General features: G+C 65.1%; 21 protein-coding genes and 1 tRNA gene. 12 read left to right on the top strand and 10 right to left on the bottom strand.

Annotation, left to right across the window (positions count from 1 at the left end):
* Positions 1-45: 45 nt before the first annotated feature.
* The 5 genes from KYX69_RS03720 to fabD form a co-directional block, all read right to left on the bottom strand.
* Entirely contained in the window at positions 46-282 is a 237-nt protein-coding gene (locus KYX69_RS03720) for an acyl carrier protein (protein ID WP_066575645.1), read from the bottom strand.
* Positions 283-385: 103 nt separating this feature from the next.
* Complete coding sequence (locus KYX69_RS03715; RefSeq protein ID WP_300493876.1) at positions 386-955, bottom strand: hypothetical protein; 570 nt, start codon at positions 953-955, stop codon at positions 386-388.
* Positions 956-986: 31 nt separating this feature from the next.
* Positions 987-1,724, bottom strand: coding sequence for a 3-oxoacyl-[acyl-carrier-protein] reductase (gene fabG / locus KYX69_RS03710; RefSeq protein WP_066662637.1), 738 nt, complete (start codon positions 1,722-1,724; stop codon positions 987-989).
* A gap of 2 nt (positions 1,725-1,726) precedes the next feature.
* The gene (locus KYX69_RS03705; protein WP_300493873.1) at positions 1,727-2,164 is read right to left on the bottom strand and encodes a GxxExxY protein; all 438 of its coding nucleotides are present in this window, start codon (positions 2,162-2,164) and stop codon (positions 1,727-1,729) included.
* A 53-nt stretch (positions 2,165-2,217) separates the two neighbouring features.
* A complete protein-coding gene (gene fabD, locus KYX69_RS03700) occupies positions 2,218-3,153 on the bottom strand; it encodes an ACP S-malonyltransferase (protein WP_300493871.1) in 936 nt (311 codons plus the stop codon).
* A gap of 188 nt (positions 3,154-3,341) precedes the next feature.
* On the opposite strand from fabD, the gene KYX69_RS03695 reads away from it, so the two are divergent.
* The 4 genes from KYX69_RS03695 to rplI all read left to right on the top strand — a co-directional run bounded on the left by KYX69_RS03695 (position 3,342) and on the right by rplI (position 5,100).
* Positions 3,342-3,707: an RcnB family protein gene (locus tag KYX69_RS03695; protein WP_300493868.1), complete on the top strand. Its 366-nt coding sequence runs from the start codon at positions 3,342-3,344 to the stop codon at positions 3,705-3,707.
* A gap of 184 nt (positions 3,708-3,891) precedes the next feature.
* Complete coding sequence (rpsF, locus tag KYX69_RS03690; protein WP_300493865.1) at positions 3,892-4,269, top strand: 30S ribosomal protein S6; 378 nt, start codon at positions 3,892-3,894, stop codon at positions 4,267-4,269.
* Positions 4,270-4,272: 3 nt separating this feature from the next.
* Complete coding sequence (rpsR, locus tag KYX69_RS03685; RefSeq protein ID WP_066575653.1) at positions 4,273-4,497, top strand: 30S ribosomal protein S18; 225 nt, start codon at positions 4,273-4,275, stop codon at positions 4,495-4,497.
* A 12-nt stretch (positions 4,498-4,509) separates the two neighbouring features.
* Positions 4,510-5,100, top strand: coding sequence for a 50S ribosomal protein L9 (rplI, locus tag KYX69_RS03680; protein ID WP_300493834.1), 591 nt, complete (start codon positions 4,510-4,512; stop codon positions 5,098-5,100).
* A 255-nt stretch (positions 5,101-5,355) separates the two neighbouring features.
* Here the strand turns inward: rplI and KYX69_RS03675 are convergent, their stop codons facing one another.
* Together KYX69_RS03675 and mutL are read right to left on the bottom strand one after the other, a co-directional pair.
* Positions 5,356-5,703 carry a hypothetical protein gene (locus KYX69_RS03675; protein WP_300493832.1) on the bottom strand — a complete coding sequence of 116 codons (348 nt, stop codon included), beginning with the start codon at positions 5,701-5,703 and terminating at the stop codon, positions 5,356-5,358.
* Positions 5,703-7,517, bottom strand: a complete 1,815-nt coding sequence (gene mutL, locus KYX69_RS03670; protein WP_300493829.1) for a DNA mismatch repair endonuclease MutL — start codon at positions 7,515-7,517, stop codon at positions 5,703-5,705. The genes KYX69_RS03675 and mutL overlap by 1 nt, the downstream gene beginning before the upstream one ends.
* A 170-nt stretch (positions 7,518-7,687) precedes the next feature.
* Between mutL and KYX69_RS03665 the strand changes: the two genes are divergently transcribed.
* The 6 genes from KYX69_RS03665 to KYX69_RS03640 all read left to right on the top strand — a co-directional run bounded on the left by KYX69_RS03665 (position 7,688) and on the right by KYX69_RS03640 (position 13,479).
* The gene (locus tag KYX69_RS03665; RefSeq protein ID WP_300493827.1) at positions 7,688-8,728 is read left to right on the top strand and encodes a rod shape-determining protein; all 1,041 of its coding nucleotides are present in this window, start codon (positions 7,688-7,690) and stop codon (positions 8,726-8,728) included.
* 73 nt (positions 8,729-8,801) lie between these two features.
* Positions 8,802-9,623: a rod shape-determining protein MreC gene (mreC, locus tag KYX69_RS03660; RefSeq protein WP_367280174.1), complete on the top strand. Its 822-nt coding sequence runs from the start codon at positions 8,802-8,804 to the stop codon at positions 9,621-9,623.
* Complete coding sequence (mreD, locus tag KYX69_RS03655; protein ID WP_300493823.1) at positions 9,620-10,132, top strand: rod shape-determining protein MreD; 513 nt, start codon at positions 9,620-9,622, stop codon at positions 10,130-10,132. The genes mreC and mreD overlap by 4 nt, the downstream gene beginning before the upstream one ends.
* Before the next feature lie 14 nt (positions 10,133-10,146).
* Positions 10,147-12,174, top strand: a complete 2,028-nt coding sequence (gene mrdA, locus KYX69_RS03650) for a penicillin-binding protein 2 (RefSeq protein WP_300494188.1) — start codon at positions 10,147-10,149, stop codon at positions 12,172-12,174.
* Positions 12,171-13,298, top strand: a complete 1,128-nt coding sequence (gene rodA, locus KYX69_RS03645; RefSeq protein ID WP_300493821.1) for a rod shape-determining protein RodA — start codon at positions 12,171-12,173, stop codon at positions 13,296-13,298. The genes mrdA and rodA overlap by 4 nt, the downstream gene beginning before the upstream one ends.
* A 105-nt stretch (positions 13,299-13,403) precedes the next feature.
* A tRNA-Lys gene (locus tag KYX69_RS03640) sits at positions 13,404-13,479 on the top strand.
* A gap of 155 nt (positions 13,480-13,634) precedes the next feature.
* On the opposite strand, the gene KYX69_RS03635 is transcribed toward KYX69_RS03640, so the two are convergent.
* On the bottom strand, positions 13,635-14,798 hold the full coding sequence (locus KYX69_RS03635) for an MFS transporter (RefSeq protein ID WP_300493818.1): 1,164 nt from the start codon (positions 14,796-14,798) through the stop codon (positions 13,635-13,637).
* 89 nt (positions 14,799-14,887) lie between these two features.
* Here KYX69_RS03635 and KYX69_RS03630 point away from each other — a divergent pair, with 89 nt between their 5' ends.
* On the top strand, positions 14,888-15,790 hold the full coding sequence (locus KYX69_RS03630) for a LysR family transcriptional regulator (protein WP_300493816.1): 903 nt from the start codon (positions 14,888-14,890) through the stop codon (positions 15,788-15,790).
* A gap of 119 nt (positions 15,791-15,909) precedes the next feature.
* On the opposite strand, the gene KYX69_RS03625 is transcribed toward KYX69_RS03630, so the two are convergent.
* Positions 15,910-17,361 carry a S41 family peptidase gene (locus KYX69_RS03625; protein WP_300493813.1) on the bottom strand — a complete coding sequence of 484 codons (1,452 nt, stop codon included), beginning with the start codon at positions 17,359-17,361 and terminating at the stop codon, positions 15,910-15,912.
* Positions 17,362-17,694: 333 nt separating this feature from the next.
* Between KYX69_RS03625 and KYX69_RS03620 the strand changes: the two genes are divergently transcribed.
* On the top strand, positions 17,695-19,341 hold the full coding sequence (locus KYX69_RS03620) for an MFS transporter (protein WP_300493811.1): 1,647 nt from the start codon (positions 17,695-17,697) through the stop codon (positions 19,339-19,341).
* 87 nt (positions 19,342-19,428) lie between these two features.
* Here the strand turns inward: KYX69_RS03620 and KYX69_RS03615 are convergent, their stop codons facing one another.
* Entirely contained in the window at positions 19,429-20,109 is a 681-nt protein-coding gene (locus tag KYX69_RS03615; protein WP_300493809.1) for a type 1 glutamine amidotransferase domain-containing protein, read from the bottom strand.
* Positions 20,110-20,163: the final 54 nt, after the last annotated feature.

The following is a 20,163-nucleotide window of genomic DNA, read 5'->3' as shown; positions in this document are numbered from 1 at the left end:
TTCGTCAAATCCTGCCCAAGTGGGCGGCCATCCGGGAAACCCGAATTAGCCCTGATTCTCGTCGATATAGGTGATCGCGTCCTTGACGGTCGTGATCTTCTCGGCGGCATCATCGGGGATCTCGACGCCGAATTCTTCTTCGAACGCCATGACGAGCTCGACGATGTCGAGGCTGTCCGCGCCCAGGTCGTCGATGAAGCTCGCGTCTTCGGTGACCTTCTCGGCTTCGACGCCGAGATGCTCGACGACGATCTTTTTCACGCGATCGGCGGTCTCGCTCATGTACCCTGTTCCTTCTTGATGAGGTCGTTGAAAATCGAATCCTGAACGCACGTAGAACGCCGCCCGCGCCCGCGCAAGGGGGGCCGGGCGGAGTGAACGCGGTTCAGCGTGTGCGATACGCCGCTTCGGCTTCGGCCATAATCGACACGCCGGCCAATCCCTGCAGGATCAGCCCGGCGATTGCGCCGCGCTGGTCGGCGGGCACCGCGTCGAGCTTGGCCCCGCCCGCGACCAGTGCGTTCCACGCGACGGTCATGTCCGCACCCGCAATCGATCCACGCGCAACAGCCTGCTGCGCCTCGGGCGTCAGCGCGGCATGTGCAGCCTCGATCTGCGCGGTGGTCACTTCATGGCTTCGCAACTGGTAGCGCGCATTCGACAGCAGCACCCGTCCGGTGAGATAGCGATAGGCCGCCTGACGGCTGCGCTCGCCCCAGCCATTGCTGACCTGACACGCGGCGAGTCGCTCCCCCACCATTTGCGACGCGCGCTTCTCTGCGGCAGTCTTCGGCTCGAACCCCGACCGGGCAAGGCTCGCCAGCGCATCGCGATCAATCGTGCGCGGCAGCGTGCGATACGGGCACGCGATCGGCGTCTGGTCGCGCGGTCGACGTGCTTCCTCTTCCTGCACGCTGCCCGCAAACAGGGCTGCGCTGATCAACAAAAGCGACATGATTATTCCCCTTCCCCGGTTATTCCGGTGCTTACAGCATCGCCATCCCGCCATTCACGTGCAGCGTCTGGCCAGTGACATAGCCCGCTTCCTTCGACGCCAGATAGACGACTGCCGCACCGATGTCTTCGCCGCTGCCCAGATCGCCTGCGGGGATCTTGGTGAGCAACGCGGTCTTCTGCGCTTCGGGCAGCACGTCTGTCATTGCCGAGCGGATGAAGCCCGGCGCGACGCAGTTCACGGTGATGTTGCGGCTCGCCAGTTCCTGCGCCAGCGCCTTGGACATGCCGACCAGCCCGGCCTTGGACGCGGCATAATTGGCCTGCCCCGGATTGCCGGTCGCGCCGACGACCGAGGTGATCGAGATCATCCGGCCGAATCGCGCCTTCATCATCGGCTTGGCCGCAGCGCGCATCAGGCGGAACGCGGCCTCCAGGTTGACGCGGATCACCTGATCCCATTCCTCGTCCTTCATCCGCATGGCGAGGTTGTCGCGCGTGACGCCGGCATTGTTGACGAGGATGTCGAGCTTCCCCAGCGCCTCGACCGCCGACGGCACCAGCGCGTCCACCGCTGCGGCGTCGCTCAGATTGCACGCCAGCGCGACATGGTCCCCACCCAGCTCGGCACGAAATGCCTCCAGCTTCTCGGCATTGGACCCCGAAACCGCCAACCGCGCCCCCTGCGCCGCCAGCGCCTTGGCGATCGCCGAACCGATCCCACCTGATGCGCCAGTCACCAGCGCGGTCATGCCTGTAAGGTCGAACAATTTCATTCTCCTGTTTTATATTCGCGCAGAGGCGCGGAGGACGCAGAGGTCGCGGTGGACGTATGATTGTTCACCAGCCGTCGGACATGGCCCTTAAGTGTTTCGCCACCAAAATTTACCAGCAGCCCCACGGGCTGCTTCAATAATCTCAGATACGTCAGCAATTGCTTTGCGTGGACGGGCGCCAGTCGCTCGATGGACTTGATTTCAACCACCAGCCGGTGGTCGACAAGAAGATCGACGCGAAACGCGCAATCATAGTGCTCGCCTTCAAACTCCACTGATACTGGCAACTGTCGAGCTACCGGATAACCCAGAGCTGAAAGTTTACCGGCGAGTACCCCTTCATACACCGACTCCAGTAACCCGGGTCCAAGTTCTCGATGCACGCGCAACGCAACATCCAGAACATCACCGGAAACCGTGTCGATATCTTTCACTGCGCCCTCTGCGTTCTCCGCGCCTCTGCGCGAACAAACCATCTTCTACCCGATCAAAGCACCTTCTCCAGTGCCTCGATATCATCCATCGTCACCACGCAGGTCACCGTCGCATCCGGCGCGATCCGCTTGACCATTGGGCCCAGCACCTTGCCGCCCAGCTCGACATAATCATGCACGCCGGCGTCGAACATCGCCGACACCGACTCGCGCCACCGCACCATGCCGGTCACCTGATCGACCAGCAGCCCCCGGATCGTGTCGGGGTCGCTTACTGGCGCAGCGGTGACATTGGCGTAGACCGGCACCAGCGGCGCGCGGATCGCGACATCGGCCAGGGCCTTTGCCATCGCATCCGCAGCGGGCTGCATCATCGGGCAGTGGAACGGCGCCGAGACGGGCAACAGCACCGCGCGCTTCGCGCCATGATCCTTGGCGATGGCCACGGCACGGTCGATCGCGCCCTTGGCGCCCGAGATCACCACCTGTGACGGGTCGTTATCATTGGCGACGGTGCAAACCTCACCCTCGGCCGCCGCATCGGCAATCGCCTGCGCCTTGACCAGATCGGCACCCAGCAGCGCCGCCATCGCGCCCTCGCCCACCGGCACCGCCGCCTGCATCGCCCGTCCGCGCAGCTTGAGCAGCTTTGCGGTCGTCGACAGGTCCAGCGCGCCCGCCGCACACAGCGCGGTATATTCGCCGAGTGAATGGCCCGCGACGAAATCGGCCTTGTCCGCCAGCCGCACGCCGCCTTCCTTCTCCAGCACGCGCAGCACCGCGATGGCGTGCGCCATGATCGCCGGCTGGGCATTCTCGGTGAGCAACAGGTCGCCCTCAGGCCCCTCGGTCATCAGCTTGAACAGCTTCTGGCCGAGCGCATCGTCCACTTCCTGAAACACCTCGCGCGCCGCGGCGCTGGCCTGGCTCAGCGCCAGCCCCATGCCGACGGATTGGCTTCCCTGCCCCGGAAAGATGAAGGCTCGCATTGTTCTGGCTCCTAGAAATCAGGCCCCGCGCCCTATGCGCGTCGGCCCGATCCCGCAAGATGAACGAAGCTGAACGGGTTGCGACACACGGCGACCATTTTGCGGGACTCCCGCGAAACCCCTGCGACAGGCGACCCCCAGATTGATCTCGTCGCCCGATACCGGGCTTGAACGCAAGGAGACTGGAAATGAAGAAGTTTGTTCTCGCCGCCGTCGCCGCATCGGTCGCGGTCAGCCCGATCCTCGCCGCAGCGCCCGCCGCTGCCGCCCCGGCGCAGCAGACCCGCACGGTCGTCAAGCACAAGCCGAACGGCAAGGTCGTGGTCAAGAAGACGGTGAAGAAGGCGCCGCAGCGTTACCGCACCAACTGGAAGCGCGGCGAACGGTTCGACTATCGTCAGGCACGCAACTATCGCCAGGTCGATTATCGTCACTATCGCGGCCTGAAGGCACCGCCGCGCGGCTATCGCTACGTCCAGTCGGGCAATGACATCGTGATGGTCAGCATCGCGAGCGGCATCATCGGCGCCATCTTTGGCAATATGATCCGCTAAAAAGGCTTCCTCCGGGCGGCGAGGTGTGCATCACCTCGCCGCTTGCCTTTTCCCAATAGCGCGCGTAAGGGCGCATCGTTGAGCGGCAGCTTCGGCTTGCCGCTTTTCGTATTTTGGAACGACAGCCGGAGGGGCGACCGCATGGGGCGGCGTCAGCGATCGGCCAACAAGTGAGAACAGACGCATGGCTCTGTACGAGCATGTGTTCCTTGCGCGCCAGGATCTGGCACAGGCGCAGGTGGACGCACTGGCGGAAACCGCCACCAAGATCGTCGAGGATAATCAGGGCAAGGTCGTCAAGACCGAGACCTGGGGTCTTCGCAGCCTCGCCTACAAGATCGCGAAGAACCGCAAGGCGCATTACGTGATGCTCGAAATCGACGCCCCCGCCGGTGTCGTCGCCGAGCTCGAGCGCCAGACGCAGATCAACGAAGACGTGATCCGCTACATGACCGTCCGCGTGGACGCGCTTGAAGAAGGTCCGACCGTGATGATGCGTAAGGGTGACCGCGAGCGCCGCGGCCGTCGCGACCGCGATGGTGACGAAGGCCGGGGAGAATAAGACATGGCACGACCCTTTTTCCGCCGCCGCAAGAGCTGCCCCTTCTCCGCGAAGGACGCGCCCCGGATCGACTATAAGGACGTCCGCCTGCTGCAGGGCTTCGTTTCGGAGCGTGGCAAGATCGTCCCCTCGCGCATCACCTCGGTGAGCGCGAAGAAGCAGCGTGAGCTGGCGATCGCCATCAAGCGTGCGCGCCACCTGGGCCTTCTGCCCTTCATCGTGAAGTAAGGAGCGCAGCTCATGGAAATCATTCTGCTCGAGCGCGTCGAGAAGCTCGGCCATATCGGCGACGTGGTGAAGGTAAAGGACGGCTTTGCCCGTAACTACCTGCTCCCGAACAAGAAGGCGCTGCGCGCCAACGAAGCCAACCGCAAGGTGTTCGAGGCGAACCGCGAGCGCATCGTCGCCGAGAACGCCGCCAAGCGCACCGAAGCCGAGAAGGAATCGAAGGGCCTTGAGGGCGTTTCGGTCACCCTGATCCGTCAGGCGTCGAACACTGGCCAGCTCTATGGCTCGGTTGCGGTGCGCGACATCGTCGAATCGCTCAACGCCGATGGCCACAAGGTCACCAAGGCGCAGGTCGTGCTCGACAAGCCGATCAAGGCGATCGGCCTGTACGAAGTGCGCGTCGCGCTGCACGCCGAGGTTGTCGTGACCGTCAAGGTCAACGTCGCCCGCTCGCCGGAAGAGGCCGAGATGCAGGCACAGGGCGTCAACGTGATGGAGGCGATGTTCGAAAAGGACGAAGCCGGCTTCACCGAGGACTACGACCCCAACGCCGAACCCGGCGAGATTGCCGTCGAGGCGACCGAGGAGCAGGCCGAGGGCTAACCCCCTCGCCGCTTCCGGCCCAAACAAAGAGAAGGCCGCCCGGACACGAAGTCCGGGCGGCCTCTTTTTTTCGCTTGGGAGCGAAACCTGTGGGTTACGGCGCGACCACCATCGCACCCAGCACCGCAACCAGCGGAATGGCGGCCAAGGCCACCGACATCAACTTACCCATGTGTGTTCTACCTGAAGCGTCGTTCAGGGTTAACAATGCGTAGTGACGGGGAAGGTTGCATGGGTTGGAACCTGACCGCGTTGTCATTTTCGACGCGCGCGCGTCCGGCGACGCTGACTGGCTGTAGCGCTTTCGGTTGCAACATATTCCGGCGGAAGTCCGTACTTGATGCGCCGGTCATAGTCCCGATCTCCACGAAGCACCGACGCTCGCAGGATTCTCACCCCGCGCCACCAAGCAAAACCCGTCCAAACCACTGCAATGGCGATCAAAGCTATCCAGAGGGAGATCGCGAAAAATCCTGAAAATGGCAGCCCGCCGACCAAAGGCGGCGTGACGACCAGAAGGCCCAAGAACGGCGACGCGGGTCGGCTATTGGCCTTAATATCGCCGTCAACAAGGTTCCGGACTTTCAGATACAGGTCGCGCATCACTTCCGCCCGAACAGCTTCTCGATGTCGCCGTGCGCCAATTTCACCCAAGTCGGGCGGCCGTGGTTGCACTGGCCCGAGTGCGGCGTGACCTCCATCTCGCGGAGCAGCGCGTTCATCTCGGCGACCGAGAGGACGCGGCCCGCGCGGACCGATCCGTGGCACGCCATCGTCGCGGCGACATGGTCGAGCTTTTCCTTGAGGCTCAGCGCCTGGTCGAATGCGGCCAGTTCGTCCGCGATGTCGGTGACGAGCGCAATCACATCCCCTTTGCCCAGCAGCGCCGGGGTGGCGCGGACGAGCATCGCACGCGGGCCGAAGCGTTCCAGCTCCAGCCCGAACTCGGCCAGCTCGCCCGCGCGGGCTTCCAGCCGGTCGCACGCCGGTTCGTCCAGCTCGACCACTTCGGGCAGCAGCAAGGCCTGGCTTGCCACCCCGCCACTGCTTACCGCGCGGCGCATGCGTTCGAGGACGAGACGCTCGTGCGCAGCATGCTGGTCGACCAGCACCAGCCCATCCTCCGCCTCAGCGACGATATAGGTGCGCGCCACCTGGCCCCGCGCGACGCCCAGCGGGTAGCTGATCGCGGCAGGGACCGGCTCGGCGGCGGGTTCGGCCCGGGCTTGGGGTGGTGGGGCGATGAAGGTCGGGCGCCGGTCATTCAAAGCCGTCACCCCAGCGAAAGCTGGGGTCTTCCCAAGACTGCTGGCATCGCTTCCCCAGGGGAGACCCCAGCTTTCGCTGGGTTGACGTGAAGGGCTCTGATCGGACGATGTCGGCTCCGACGTCCACAACCCCATCACCGCCGCATCGGGCCGCTGCACGCTGCGATGCCCTGCCCCGTCCAGCGCCCGCCGCAGCCCGCTGACGATCAGCCCGCGCGCCAGTTGCGGATCGCGGAAGCGCACCTCGGTCTTCGCCGGATGGACGTTCACATCGACCTGATCGGGTGGCACGTCGAGGAACAGCGCCACCACCGGATGCCGGTCGCGCGCCAGCATTTCGGCATAGGCGCCGCGCACCGCGCCGGTCAGCAGGCGATCCTTGACCGGGCGCCCGTTGACGAACAGATATTGGTGATCCGCCACGCCCCGGTTGAAGGTCGGCAATCCGGCAACGCCGCCCAGCAATATTCCCTCGCGCTCGAAATCGATGCCGACGCTGTTGGCGGCAAGGTCGCGGTCGGTCAGCGCAGCGACGCGCGCGATCCGGTCCATCCCCTCCTGCACGCTCAGCACGCGCCGCCCGTCATGCTCGACCGAAAAGCCGATCTCGGGCCGCGCCATGGCGAGGCGCTTCACCACGTCGAGGCACGCAGCATATTCCGACCGGGTCGAGCGCAGGAATTTGCGCCGCGCCGGCACCTTCTCGAACAGCCCTTCGACCCGCACCCGCGTTCCCGGAGGCAACGCCGCCGGTCCCTCCGCCGCCAGGGAGCCATTGTCCACTGTCCGCGACCAGCCATCGGCCCCGCGCGGGCGGCTCTCGACCGTAAAGCGCGACACGCTGGCAATCGACGGCAACGCCTCGCCCCGAAAACCCAGTGTCGTGACGGCATCAATCGCGTCATCGGGCAATTTCGACGTCGCATGCCGCTCCAGCGCGAGCGCCATTTCGGCGGGAGTCATGCCGCATCCGTCGTCGGTGACCTCGATCAGGTCGATCCCGCCGCCGCCCAGCCGGACGGTGATCCGGGTCGCCCCCGAATCGACAGCGTTTTCCACGAGTTCCTTGAGCGCGCTGGCGGGGCGTTCCACCACCTCACCCGCGGCTATCCGGTTGACAAGATGCTCCGGCAAGCGTCGTATTGACATGCAAGCCGGTGTAGCCCAAGCGGCGCCATCCCGCGACCCGTATCCGCCAGATTTCCTTCGGCCCCAGATTTTCTCCCGCCCGGAGTCGATCCGACCGAAACGGGTCAAGGTATGGTTTTTCAGTGCGAACCTGCGGCCCCGGGCGGCCGTGACAGAACGGTGCGATCAGAATGATTTTCTCCCGCCTTTTCAAGTTTATGTCCCATGATCTCGCGATCGATCTCGGGACCGCGAATACGGTTGTGTATCTGCGCGGGCGCGGAGTCGTCCTGAACGAACCTTCGGTGGTGGCGGTTGAAACGCTGAACGGCATCAAGCGGGTGAAGGCAGTTGGCGACGACGCCAAGCTGATGATGGGCAAGACGCCCGGTTCGATCGAGGCGATTCGCCCGCTCCGCGACGGCGTGATCGCCGACATCGACGTGGCCGAGCAGATGATCAGCCACTTCATTCGCAAGGTCACCGGGCAGCGCAAGTTCATGCGCTGGCCCCAGATCGTGATCTGCGTCCCCTCTGGCTCCACCAGCGTCGAGCGCCGCGCGATCCGCGACGCCGCGCAGAATGCCGGTGCGTCGCAGGTGTGGCTGATCGAGGAGCCGATGGCCGCCGCAATCGGTGCCGACATGCCGGTGACCGAGCCGATCGGATCGATGGTCGTCGATATCGGCGGCGGCACCACCGAGGTCGCGGTCCTGTCGCTGCGCGGCCTTGCGTATTCGAACAGCGTGCGCGTCGGCGGCGACAAGATGGACGAAGCGATCGTCTCCTATGTCCGCCGCAACCACAATCTGCTGATCGGCGAGGCCACGGCCGAGCGGATCAAGCAGGAAGTCGGCGTCGCCAAGCCGCCTGCCGACGGCATTGGCCTGACGATCCACATCAAGGGTCGCGACCTGGTCAACGGCGTTCCCAAGGAAATCCAGATCAACCAGGGCCAGATCGCCGAAGCGCTGAGCGAACCGGTCGGCACGATCGTCGAGGGCGTGCGCATCGCGCTTGAAAACACCGCGCCCGAACTGGCCGCCGATATCGTCGATCAGGGCATCGTCCTCACCGGCGGCGGCGCGCTGCTCGAAGGGATCGACGAAGTGCTTCGCGATGAGACGGGTTTGCCCGTTACTGTCGCTGAAGATCCGCTAACCTGTGTGGCGCTGGGCACTGGACGTGCGCTAGAAGATCCGGTGTTTCGTGGTGTTCTGATTCAGGTCTGAGGAAGCGGGGGCTATGGCGCCGCCACATAACCGGCGCTCCGGCTTTTCGCGACGGGCGCAGTATGGACTGTTCTTGGGTTATGTTGTCGCGGTCGGCGGTGCGCTGATCGCGGTTGCTCTGCTGTTGCTCTCGACCCTGAACCCGCCCGCCTATGCCGTGGTGCGCGGAGCGTTTGCCGAGCTGGTCACCCCGATTGCATCCGGCGCGGACTGGACGCGGCGCGGGGTTTCCGGCGCGCCGGCCTGGATCGGCAGTTTCTGGGGCGTGCGCGAGGAAAATGCCCGGCTGAAGGCAGAGCTGGAAGCGAACAAGACGCTGGTCGAGCATGCCCGCGTGGTCACGCGCGACAATCGCCGGTTGCGCGCGCTGCTCAAACTGCGCGACCGCGTGGCCGACCCGGTGGTTGCGGCCCGTATCGTCTATGCCAGCGGATCGAGCACGCGGCGCTTCGCCACGCTCAATGCCGGCAGTTGGCAGGGCGTGCGCACCGGCCAGCCGGTGCGCGGTCCGGACGGCCTGATCGGTCGGGTCGTGGAAGTCAGCCCCAACACGGCGCGCATTCTGCTCGTGCTCGATCCCGAAAGCGTTGTCCCGGTGCGCCGCGTCCGCGACGGCCTCCCCGCCATCGCGGCCGGGCGCGGCGATGGCCTGCTTGAAATCCGCTCGGCCAGTGTCGCGCAGATCCTGTTCGAGCCGGGCGATACGTTCGTCACGTCCGGCACGGGCGGGTTGTTCCCGCCTAACATCGCCGTCGCAGTGACGCAGGAGCGCGCCCGCGACACCGCCAAGGCGCGACCAACCGCAAGCCCAGACATGCTCGACTATGCGCTGGTTCAGCGGGCGTTCTTTCCTGAAGCCGCGGAAGTTTCAGCTCCGGACAAGGCACCGCGGTGACCGGCACGCGCTTTGCGGGCCTGGGCCAGCCCAATGTGTCACAGCGCGCGCGCTGGCTTGCCCCGCTGTCGATCATACTGGCGTCGCTGATCACGTTGATCCCGTTCAAGGCATCGGTGCCGCTGCTGCCGCCCTTTGGTCTGATGATGCTGCTGGCGTGGCGATTGCACCGGCCCGATCTGCTCAAGCCGTGGGCACCGCTGCTGCTCGGCTTCGTCGATGACATGGTCAGCGGCCAGCCGCTCGGCAATGCGATGTTTTTCTGGACCGTCGCGTTCATCGCGATCGATGTGCTCGACACGCGGATTGTGTGGCGCGACTTTTTGCAGGACTGGTTGCTCGCGGCCGGTGCGATCGGGTTCTGCCTGATCGGCGGACGCCTGGTCGCGACCCCGCTGAATGCCCATGTCGATACTGTGCTGCTGATTCAGATCCTAATCTCGATTGCGCTGTTTCCGGTGCTGTCGCGCCTCGTCTCCCGCCTCGATCAGCGCAGGAAGTGGCAATGAACGGCCCAGTGCGTATGATCAGCGAAGGGCAGCAGAATTACAGCTTTTCGCGCCGCGCGATGCTGCTCGGCGGTATACAGGCCAGCCTTGGGCTGGTGCTGGCCGGGCGGATGACCTGGCTCTCGGTCTATGAAAACGACAAATACAAGCTGTTATCGGAGAGCAACCGCGTCAACCTGACGCTGACGCCGCCGCGGCGCGGGTGGATCGTCGACCGGCGCGGGGTGCCGATCGCCAACAACCGCACCGATTTTCGCGTCGACATCATCCCCGACCGGCTCGAGAACAAGGGCCAGGTGCTGACCGCGCTCAAGCAAATCCTGCGCCTCACGGCCGAAGACATAGCGCGGATCGAGGATGACCTGAAGGGCGCGGCGGGGTTCCAGCCGGTTCAGGTCGCCGAGAATCTCGACTGGGAGCGCTATGCTGCGGTCAGCGTGCGCCTGCCCGAACTGCCGGGCGTCGCGCCCACGCGCGGCTTTGCGCGTAACTATCCCGCTGGTGCCGCGGTCGGCCATCTGATCGGCTATGTCGGCACGGCCTCGGCCGAACAGTTCAAGGAGACCAAGGACCCCTTGCTGCTGACCCCCGGGTTCAAGCTCGGCAAGGACGGGCTGGAAAAGATGCTGGAGGGCAGCTTGCGCGGCACCCCCGGCGCCAAGCGGTCGGAGGTGACCGCGCGCGGCAAGCTGGTCCGTGAGCTCGAAACCCGGCCGGACACGCCGGGCAAGACTGCGCGGCTGACGATCGACGCCGGGCTGCAAGAGTATACCGCGCGCCGGCTGGGCAATGAATCCGGGTCGGTCACGGTGTTCGACCTCACCAATGGCGACATCCTCGCGATGGTATCGATGCCATGCTACGATCCCAACGCCTTTTCGGACGGGATCAGCCGCACCGAATGGAAGATGCTCTCGGATGACGATCATCTCCCGCTGATGAACAAGACGCTTCAGGGCCTGTATCCACCGGGATCGACGTTCAAGCCCGCGACCGCGCTGGCGATCCTGGGCGCCGGTATCGATCCCAAGCGCGTCGTGTACTGCAATGGCGGCTACACGCTCGGCAATCGCCGCTTCGGCTGCCTCGGCCGCCATGGCCCGATGACGATGCACACGGCGATCGCCCGCAGCTGCAACACCTATTTCTACACGCTCGGGCGTGAGATCGGGATCGATCCGATCGCCGCCGCCGCGCGCAAGCTCGGCTTCGGCGCCGAGTTCGACCTGCCCCTGCCTTCACAGCGTTATGGCACCGTCCCCGACACGGCGTGGAAGATGCGCCGGTTCAAGCAGGAATGGACCCAGGCCGACACGCTCAACGCGTCGATCGGCCAGGGCTATGTGCTGGTCAGCCCGTTCCAGCTCGCGGTCGCCACCGCGCGGATCGCGTCGAGCCGGGCGCTGCTCCCCTCGCTCATTATCGACAAGCCCAAGCCACCGCTGCGGCTGGAGTTTCCCGAAGAGCATCTCGCCATTGTCCGCGCTGGGATGGACGAAGTGGTGAACGGCGCGGGCACGGCGGGTGCATCGCGGTTGCAGCTCGACGGAATCCGCATGGGCGGCAAGACCGGAACGGCGCAGGTCCGCCGGATCATGGACAGCAATCGCGGCCAGGGCGGCGAGTGGAAATATCGCGACCACGGCCTGTTCATCTGCTTCGCGCCGGTCGACAATCCGCGTTACGCCGCATCAGTCGTCATCGAGCATGGCATGGGCGGAGCGCGCGCCGCCGCTCCGGTGGCCAAAGACGTGCTGACCTGGCTGTTCGACCGGCAAAAGGCGATGGACACGCTCGCAGTGCTCGAAGCCGGATGGGGTGGCGACATCCGCACCCGCATGGCCGCGAAGGAAGCGGCGTTCCGCACCGCGCAGGGACTGCCCCCGCGGGCCGAACGCGCGCCCGTGCCGGTGCCCAATCCGGTCGCGTCCCCAACTCCGGCGGCACCCGCCGCGACCGGCGCTCCGGCCCCTGCCCCCTCCGCCACGCCGCCCCCCGCTCCGGCCGCGAGCGCGACCCCAGCAGCCGAGACCCCGCAATGACCACGATCGGCCCCGGCTTCGTTCCAGCCCCCGTGCTGCGCCTTCCCTGGGGCGCGCTGCTGCTGGTCACCGCGATCGGCCTGTTCGGCACGGCGATGCTCTATTCGGCGGCTGGCGGCAGCCTGACCCCATGGGCGCTGAGCCACGGCATGCGCTTTTCCGTCTTCCTTGCGATCGCGCTGGCCATGTCGCGCGTGCCGGTCGACTGGTACCGCCAGCTTGCCTTTCCGATCTACGGCATCTGCATTGTCCTGATCATCCTGACCGAATTGATCGGCCATGTCGCGGGAGGCGCGCAGAGCTGGCTCGACCTCGGCTTCATGCGGCTTCAACCATCGGAGCTGACCAAGTTGGCGTTGGTGCTGGCGTTGGCGCGCTTCTACGAAATGCTGCCCGCTGGCGAAACGCGCAAGTTTGGCGCGATCTGGCCGGCTGTGGTCATCACCATGGTTCCGGCCGCGCTGGTGCTGATCCAGCCCGACCTGGGCACCGCGATGATGATCATTGCTGGCGGCGGCGCGATGATGTTCCTCGCCGGCGTGCCGCTGCGGCTGTTCATCGCAGGGGGCATGGCCGCGGCCGTCGCGATCCCGCTGATGATCAACTATGGGATGCAGGAATATCAGCAGAAACGCGTGCTGATCTTCCTCAACCCCGAACAGGATCCGCTGGGCGCCGGCTATCACATCACCCAGTCAAAGATCGCGATCGGATCGGGTGGCCTGTTCGGCAAGGGGTTCCTCAATGGAACTCAGGTGCACCTCAACTACCTGCCCGAAGGGCATACCGATTTCGTGTTCGCGCTGATCGCTGAGGAACTGGGGCTGGTCGGTGGCGTCGCGTTGATCGCTGCGTTCGTCGCGCTGTGCCTGTGGGCGATCGGCGTCGCCACGCGCGCCAGCAGCAAGTTCGAACGGCTGACCGCTGCCGCGATCTCTGCCACCATCTTCTTCTACGTCGCGATCAATCTGCTCATGGTCATGGGCATGGCGCCAGTGACCGGAATCCCGTTGCCCTTGGTCAGCCATGGGGGGTCGTCGATGATGACGGTGATGTTCGCGATCGGCATCCTCTTCGCCATCGACCGCCAAAGTCGCAACAGCGCAAGGGCCGCGCGCTGGTAACTGCATTTTTCGCAAAAAGCCTGTTGCATTCCGCAGATGCCCCCGCTATCCGCGCCACTCCCGAACGCGGCAAGCGGCTGTTCAGCCCTTCCCTCCGCCCGGAATGGACGCATAGCTCAGTTGGTAGAGCAGCTGACTCTTAATCAGCGGGTCCTAGGTTCGAGCCCTAGTGCGTCCACCATCCTTTATTCTCACAAGTCGACGGTTTGACAGGCGATCTGCTTTTCGCGTTCTGACGTCACAGGGCTTGCTCGAGCGCCGCTCGCCAATGCCTCGAGACCATTTGGCTCAGCTCCTGCTTTTCAGGCGGTAGCTCTACCCCCCCCCCGCCCGGCATCACGCCGCGCACGTCTGCGCGCGCGCCGACGCGCGCAACAGCAGCAGCGCGGCGAGGCCAATCGCGGAGGTGCCGGCTCCCGCCAGCGCGACCGCCGGATAGCCAAGGCCGAGCGCGATCACTCCGCCCCCCAGCGCTGCACCGAGCGCGTTGCCGAGATTGAAGGCGCCGATGTTCATTGCCGAAGCGAGACTGGGTGCATCGGCGGCCGCGCTCATCACCCGAACCTGCAGCGGCGGGACCAGTGCGAAGCTCGCAACGCCCCACAGGAAGATCAGGACAGCGCTGGCGATCGCCGATGGCATGAGCGTCGCATAGGCGATCAGCACGAGCGTCAGCACAGCGAGCGTCACGATCAGCGTGCGGTCGACCGAACGGTCGGCAAATCTGCCGCCAAGCCAGTTACCGAGCGTCAATCCGACCCCATAGGTCACCAGCATCGCGGTGACGAAGCCCAGCGATGCCTGCGTAACCTCGCGCAGGATCGGCGAGATATAGGTGAAGACGGTGAACATCGCGCTCGACCCCACAACGGTAAGCGCGAGCGCGCCGAGCACCGGGGCGCGTCCAAGGACGCGCAGCTCGGCCATGGCATTGCCGCGGGCCGGCGCGGGCAACGTCGGCAGGGTCAGGCGCAGCGCAGCCATGGTGGCACCCCCTAGCGCCGCAATTCCCCAGAATACCGCACGCCAGCCCAGAACGTCGCCCGCCCACGTCGCGAGGGGAACGCCGACCACATTGGCGATCGTCAGGCCCATGAACATTGCCGCAACTGCGCCAGCCTGCTGGCGGGGTGGAACCAGGCTCGCCGCGACGATCGACCCGACCCCGAAAAACGCGCCATGGTTGAGCGAGGTGACGATCCGCGCGGCGAGTAGCATCCCATAGCTGTCGGACAGCGCGGCGACGACGTTGCCGAGCGTGAAGATGGCGGCGAGCGCAATCAGCAGCGTGCGGCGCGGTACGCGCCCCGTGGTCAGCGTCATCAGCGGCGCACCCAGCATCACACCGATCGCATAGGCACTGATCAACAGCCCTGCGACCGGGATCGAGACCCCCAGATCGTCGGCGATTACCGGCAGAAGGCCCATCGGCGCGAATTCGGTAACACCGATGCCAAAGGCACCGACCGCGAGCGCCAGCAGTCCGGGATTGAGCTTCATCGCAAGAACTTTCTCTATTTGCTATGCGCGCATAGATGGCTGACGGTCCGCCCCCGGATTAGAGGCCAAAAGCGCAAATGATTTTTGATTTGAACGCAAAGATGGACAATGGCGCCGATCGCGCGCGATCCCTCGAAATCTTCGCCGCCACGATCGAACTGGGCAGTTTCTCGGCAGCCGGCCGACGCCTCGGCCTGACCCCTTCGGCGGTCAGCCGCACAATCGACCGGATCGAGGCCCGACTTGGCGTGCGCCTGTTGTTGCGTTCGACCCGGGTGCTGACGCTGACCGCCGAGGGCCAGGCCTATCTTCAGGCAGCACGCCGCATCCTCGCCGATCTCAACGACGCCGAACAGCAGATCGCCGATCAGGGGGCGCCGCGCGGGCGGCTTCGAGTCAGCGCGGCGCTGGCGCATGGACGCCTGTGCATCGTTCCCCTGCTCGCGGGGTTCGTGAAGCGCTATCCGCAGATCCTGGTCGACATCGCGCTCACCGACACGGTCGTCGATATCGCCGCCGGACAGGCCGATGTCGCGATCCGGTTCGGCCCGCTCGCCGACAGCCGCCTGACGGCACGCAAGATCGGCGAGAATCGCCGCGTCATCGTCGCCTCACCCGCCTATCTCGCGCACCATGGTACACCCGCTACGCCCGAGGACCTTCTCGTGCACAATTGTCTCAACTTCAATTTCCGCCGCGCCGAACCGGTCTGGCCATTCGTGCGCGACGGCACGGCCTTCAGCCTGACGACCAGCGGGGCGATCGAGGCAAACAACGGAGAGACGCTCGGGCAGCTTGCAGCGCTCGGCGTCGGGATCGCGCGCGTAGGCCGTTTCAGCGTGACCGACGAACTCGCCGATGGGCGGCTCGTCGCGATCCTCGAGGATTACAATCCAGGCGATGTCGAGCCGCTGCACGCGGTGTTCGTCGGCGGCACCAATACACCCGCGCGGGTACGAGCCTTTGTCGAGTATCTGGTTGAGCATCTTTGAGGCGTGCGCACCCCTTCCACATAAGGACCGCCGCCCGGCTCGTCGGACCGGGCGTGCAGACTCGCGCTGCATCAGCCTTGGCGTGGGTCGGACGCTCGCCGCGCTGGACGGCCGCGCGGTCACAATGACGCCATCGCCGTGCTGAGCACAACGTCTCGTTGCCGAGCGATGCTGGCCGCAGTGTCGGAAACCGGGATATCGGGGGCCAATCCGGCATCGGGCTGTGTGTCGACCGGAAAGTAGCCGACAAGCGGCAGATCGAATTCGATCTTCGAATGCGGAAGGCGAACGAAGAAGAAGCAGCCGCCGTTGATCCCGCGTCGGTTCCCGCCGGTCTCGCGCCCAACCAGCTTGCCCCCACCGATCCGTCGCATGTTGCTGGCGAATTGAAAGGTCGCCGAGCTGTTAACGGGCGATGTGAGAACGCGCACCGGACAATGGACGCGCTTGGCTGCGGGAACGATCCGCAGGGCATCATCGCTTGAAGGCCGCAGCAAAAAGCCGCCCGGAAGTGGGCTGGCACCCTCGCCAAGTTTGCGGAAGCTGTCGTCCCAGGTATCGAGATAGGGGTCGAGGTCCGTCGGCGTGCGGCGGAACCTAAGCCGCTGCTGCAGCCGCGGCGGCATGAAATCTCTGGTGATCAGACGCGACAGGATGACGTCGCCGCAATCCTCTCCACCCTCGTTGTCGCGCAGATCAACGATGAGCCCGCGCGCGCCATCCAGCGAGTCGAGGCGATCGGCGAGCCATGCCTTCCAGTCCCATTTCGCATCCCACATCGCCCATCCCGGCATCGTAAGCACAGCGACACCGTTCGGATCCATCCGCCATTGCCAGCTTGGCGCGTCGGGCGCGATGCGCGCGACCGGCATCTGCGCGCGACGGTCCGCCAAAGCAATTGCAGGAACGTCGAGTGTCCGTGAGCCGCCATCGGGGAGACGCGCCGCGAGACGATGCACCCCATCACGTGGCGGGTGGAGCAGGCCTTGAAAGACATCGAACGTCTCAATGCGGTCGTCACCGCGTACCTCGAGCAGTGACATGCGCTTGGCATCGTTATGACCATCGGCACGGACATATTCGAGCAGCCGGTCGCGAAGGCGGATCGGCGGTTCGCCATTGAGGCTCGTAATGACCGAACCGCGCGGCAGCCCGGTGTCAAAGCCAGTGGTGACGACCATCGCATCCCCGATCCAGATGAAATGGAACGGCAGGCGCGTTGGCCGATCGAACAGATCGGCCGCGACAGCACCGGACTGATTGAAGAAGTTGCAATAGGTGTGACCACAGCGGATCGAGGCAAGGAACCGTGACAGGGACAGATACCGATCTGCAAGCAAGGGGCTTGCTTCCCAGATAGCCGCGAGCCTCGCCAGCCCATCCGCAATGGCCGTGCGACCAACGTAGCGATTCAGACCCGGGTGCAACTCCAACGCCCGGCGTACAATCTCAAGATCGTCGCGAACCGCGGCATCGACCGCTGCCGCCCGACTGGACACGCCCGACATCGCAAATGTCGCGCAAGCCAATGATATGAAGCTGCGCCGATCGACCCGCGTCATGGGCTTCATCTTCCAACTCCTGCGCCTGCTGGACCTTCGATCGCGACGGGCTCTGGCCGTCTGCCCCGCCCGATCACAGGCCAACACCCTCCAGCCAAACGCGAGGCAAGGTCAACGACCACGCGCAGCGATGCACCACATGTGAGATTTCCCCCGGGTTTCCGGGTGCCCAATCCACCGAGGTGCCAGTGCGGCGGCAAGGCGCCGCTTTTGCTTCTTGCGCGAGGTCTTCCGATCGGGACCGCCGACCACGCCGGAACCACCAGCGTGCTGCTGCTCCGGATGGGACATGACGGCGCGACCAATTGGATCGGATCGCGATCTGCGGCATTGACGCGCAACATGACACAAGCACCCGCCAGCCCCTTCAAGGTTCCGCTGTTCCGCGCCGTATGGGTGGCGAGCCTGTTCTCCAACTTCGGCGGCTTGATCCAGTCGGTGGGCGCTTCGTGGATGATGACCGACCTCGGCGCCTCGCCGCAGATGATCGCGCTGGTGCAGGCTTCGACCAGCCTGCCGATCATGCTGCTCTCGTTATGGGCCGGCGCGGTTGCCGACAATCTCGACCGGCGCCGCGTGATGCTGATCGCGCAATGCTTCGTGCTCCTCGTGTCAGCTACGCTAGCGCTGGGCAGCTGGCTCGGCTGGATCACGCCATGGTCGCTGCTGATCTTCACCTTTCTGATCGGGTGCGGCACCGCACTCAACGGGCCAGCGTGGCAGGCATCGGTGGGCGACATGGTGCCGCGCACGATGTTGCCGGATGCGGTCGCGTACAACAGCATGGGGTTCAACATTGCACGCAGCACCGGTCCGGCGCTCGGCGGTGCACTGGTGGCATTCGCGGGCGCTGCAGCCGCGTTCCTAGCCAATGCGGTAAGTTATGTCGGCCTGATTGTGGTGCTGCTGCGCTGGACGCCCGACCTGCCTGAGCGGCGGCTGCCGCGCGAACGTCTCGGCGTCGCGATGGCAGCCGGAGTCCGTTACGTTCGGCTTTCACCGAGCATTCGGGTCGTCCTCGCCCGTGCGGCGCTGTTCGGGTTCCCCGCAAGCGCACTGCCAGCCTTGATGCCGCTGATCGCGCGCGACCTCGTTATGGGGGGACCGCTCACCTATGGCCTGCTGCTCGGCGGGTTTGGCGCGGGCGCCGTGCTCGGTGCCTTTGCCTCGCGGCGACTGCGCCAGATGCTGCCCACCGAGTTCCTGATCCGGCTCGCCGCGCTCGCTTTGGCGGCAGGTGCGGCACTCGTCGCGTTGAAACTTGGCTTGGCTGCCACCCTTGCCGCGCTGATACTGGCCGGCGCAGGCTGGGTTAGCGCGCTTTCCACCTTCAATGTGAGCGTCCAGATGGCCTCCCCGCGCTGGGTCGTCGCCCGCGCGCTCGCCATCTATCAGATGGCAGCGTTTGGCGGCATGGCTGCGGGAAGCTGGGTTTTCGGCGCAATTGCCGGCGACCATGGCCTTGCCACCGCACTCCTCATTGCAGCTGGCGTGCAGTTGCTGAGCCTCGTTGCAGGTCTTCGATTCGCGGTACCAACCATCGAACAGCTCGACCTCGATCCGCGCGACAGCTGGCGTGAGCCACAGACAAGTATCCCGGTCGAACCGCGCAGCGGGCCAATCGTGATCACGATCGAGCATCGGATCGCAGAGCACGACATCGCCCGCTTTCTCACGGTAATGAGCGAACGCCGAAGGATCCGGCGACGCGACGGCGCACACCACTGGACCTTGCTGCGTGATCTCGAAGAGCCCGAGCTGTGGATCGAGCGCTATCACGTCGCGACTTGGGTCGATTATGTTCGGCACAATCAGCGGCGCACCCGCGCCGACGACCTCAACAGCAACGCGTTGCGCGCACTCCAGATCGACGGTGCGGCACCGATGGTGCATCGCCGGATCGAACGCCAGACCGGATCGCTCCCCGCAACGCGCACGCCCGATGCGCGCGAACTCGATCCGGTTACCGACGCGACCCGCTCGAGCTAGGCGAGACCTGATTGAGCCCCCAGCCGACCCCTGCCCGTCCGTTAGCGAGGAATGGGGGGATGCCGCGTTCCAGCCATCGTTCGCCGATCAGCCCGTCAGCGCGGCAAGCAGGGCGTGCGCGGCGCCCTCACTCGATGCCGGGTTCTGACCGGTAATCAGCAACCCATCGGACACGATATGGGGTTGAAACGGACTGCCGCTGGAGAATTCGGCGCCCTGTGCGCGCAACTTGTCCTCGAGGAGGAAGGGCACGATGTCGGTCAGGCCGACCGCTTCTTCTTCCGCGTTGGTAAAGCCGGTAACCTTGCGCCCCTTCACGATCGGCGCTCCATCTGGCGTGGTGACCGACTTGAGGACGGCGGGCGCATGGCAAACCAGCGCGACCGGCTTGCCTGATACGAGTGCGGTTTCGATCAGCGCCTTGGATGTCGCGCTTTCCGCGAGGTCCCAGAGCGGGCCGTGACCACCGGGATAGAAGACGCCATCGAAGCTGGCGACGTCCATATCGGCGAGCTTCAGGGTTGAGGCCAGCTGTGCCTGAGCCTCGGGGTCCTGCTTGAACCGTTCCGTCGCCGCGGTCTGTGCATCCGGTTCGTCGGATTTTGGATCGAGCGGCGGCTGGCCGCCGGCAGGGCTGGCGAGCGTGATGTCGTGTCCCGCGTCCTTGAGCACATAATAGGGGGCGGCGAGTTCTTCGAGCCAGAAACCGGTTTTCTTGCCGGTGTCGCCAAGCTGGTCATGGCTGGTCAGGATCATCAGGATCTTCATGAGTGGGGGTCCTTTACGGGTTGGGGCCGGGCACGAGTGCGCGAGCGTGTCAGA

The organism is Sphingomonas sp. (assembly GCF_030145815.1).
In the GTDB taxonomy this organism is placed as follows: Bacteria; Pseudomonadota; Alphaproteobacteria; order Sphingomonadales; family Sphingomonadaceae; genus Sphingomonas.
The sequence above is the reverse complement of the archived record's forward strand: the minus strand, read 5'-3'. Positions and strand labels throughout refer to the sequence as shown.